General features: G+C 46.9%; 10 tRNA genes. All 10 read right to left on the bottom strand.

Annotated features, from left to right (window positions below):
• Positions 1-195: 195 nt before the first annotated feature.
• A tRNA-Ala gene (locus tag G6554_RS25275) sits at positions 196-271 on the bottom strand.
• An 18-nt stretch (positions 272-289) separates the two neighbouring features.
• Positions 290-366, bottom strand: a tRNA-Pro gene (locus G6554_RS25270).
• Positions 367-374: 8 nt separating this feature from the next.
• Positions 375-451 (bottom strand) — tRNA-Arg (locus G6554_RS25265).
• A gap of 35 nt (positions 452-486) precedes the next feature.
• Positions 487-575: transfer RNA gene (locus tag G6554_RS25260), tRNA-Leu, on the bottom strand.
• Between the two features lie 10 nt (positions 576-585).
• Positions 586-657 (bottom strand) — tRNA-Gly (locus G6554_RS25255).
• A gap of 10 nt (positions 658-667) precedes the next feature.
• Positions 668-749 (bottom strand) — tRNA-Leu (locus G6554_RS25250).
• A gap of 34 nt (positions 750-783) precedes the next feature.
• A tRNA-Lys gene (locus tag G6554_RS25245) sits at positions 784-859 on the bottom strand.
• A gap of 42 nt (positions 860-901) precedes the next feature.
• Positions 902-977, bottom strand: a tRNA-Lys gene (locus tag G6554_RS25240).
• 23 nt (positions 978-1,000) lie between these two features.
• Positions 1,001-1,076, bottom strand: a tRNA-Thr gene (locus tag G6554_RS25235).
• Positions 1,077-1,098: 22 nt separating this feature from the next.
• Positions 1,099-1,171, bottom strand: a tRNA-Val gene (locus G6554_RS25230).
• Positions 1,172-1,231 lie beyond the last annotated feature (60 nt).

The raw sequence follows: 1,231 nt of genomic DNA, 5'->3' as shown, positions 1-1,231 counted from the left end.
CAGGATCAAACTCTCCAAGAAAGTTGATTAGCTCATTTGTTACGTTGGCTTAGTTTCATATATATTGAAACTAAAAAATATTGTTTGTTGACGTTTTTGTTTGTTTAGTTTTCAAAGAACAATTACTTTGCTTGTGCGACTTTTCTATATTAACAAAGTTAAAATAGATTGTCAACATGTTTTTTAAAAAGGTTTTGGTGGAGCCTAGCGGGATCGAACCGCTGACCTCCTGCGTGCAAAGCAGGCGCTCTCCCAGCTGAGCTAAGGCCCCAAATTAATACTATTTAAATGGTCGGGAAGACAGGATTCGAACCTGCGACCCCTTGGTCCCAAACCAAGTGCTCTACCAAGCTGAGCTACTTCCCGAAAAATAATGGCGCGCCCGGAAGAAGTCGAATCCACAACCTTCTGATCCGTAGTCAGACGCTCTATCCAATTGAGCTACGGGCGCATTATTGAAAGTTATTTTGCCTTCGCAAAAAACTTTGGTGCCGAGGACCGGAATCGAACCGGTACGGTAGTCACCTACCGCAGGATTTTAAGTCCTGTGCGTCTGCCAGTTCCGCCACCCCGGCAAAAATAGAGAGCGGAAGACGGGATTCGAACCCGCGACCCCCACCTTGGCAAGGTGGTGTTCTACCACTGAACTACTTCCGCATAAAAACAATGCGGGTGAAGGGAGTCGAACCCCCACGCCTTGCGGCGCCAGATCCTAAGTCTGGTGCGTCTGCCAATTCCGCCACACCCGCAATATTGAAAGTTATTTGCTAATGCAAAAAACTTTGGTGAGCCATGAAGGATTCGAACCTTCGACCCTCTGATTAAAAGTCAGATGCTCTACCAACTGAGCTAATGGCTCGTATAAGAATTGTTTCCTAGTTTATTACAGATTATGATTTATTGGTGGGTTATGAAGGGTTCGAACCTTCGACCCTCTGATTAAGAGTCAGATGCTCTACCAACTGAGCTAATAACCCGTGAATAGGTAATCTAGCAAAAGTGGTGCCGGCGAGAGGACTTGAACCCCCAACCTACTGATTACAAGTCAGTTGCTCTACCAATTGAGCTACCCCGGCATGCAGTTTGGAATAAATATGATGGAGGATGACGGGTTCGAACCGCCGACCCTCTGCTTGTAAGGCAGATGCTCTCCCAGCTGAGCTAATCCTCCATTGATAACAGCCTGGCAACGTCCTACTCTCACAGGGGCGCATGCCCCAACTACCATCGG

Source organism: Bacillus sp. MM2020_4 (assembly GCF_011250555.1).
Taxonomy (GTDB): domain Bacteria; phylum Bacillota; class Bacilli; order Bacillales; family Cytobacillaceae; genus Neobacillus.
Note: the sequence above shows the minus strand (reverse complement) of the source record. Positions and strands in the feature narration are given on the sequence as shown.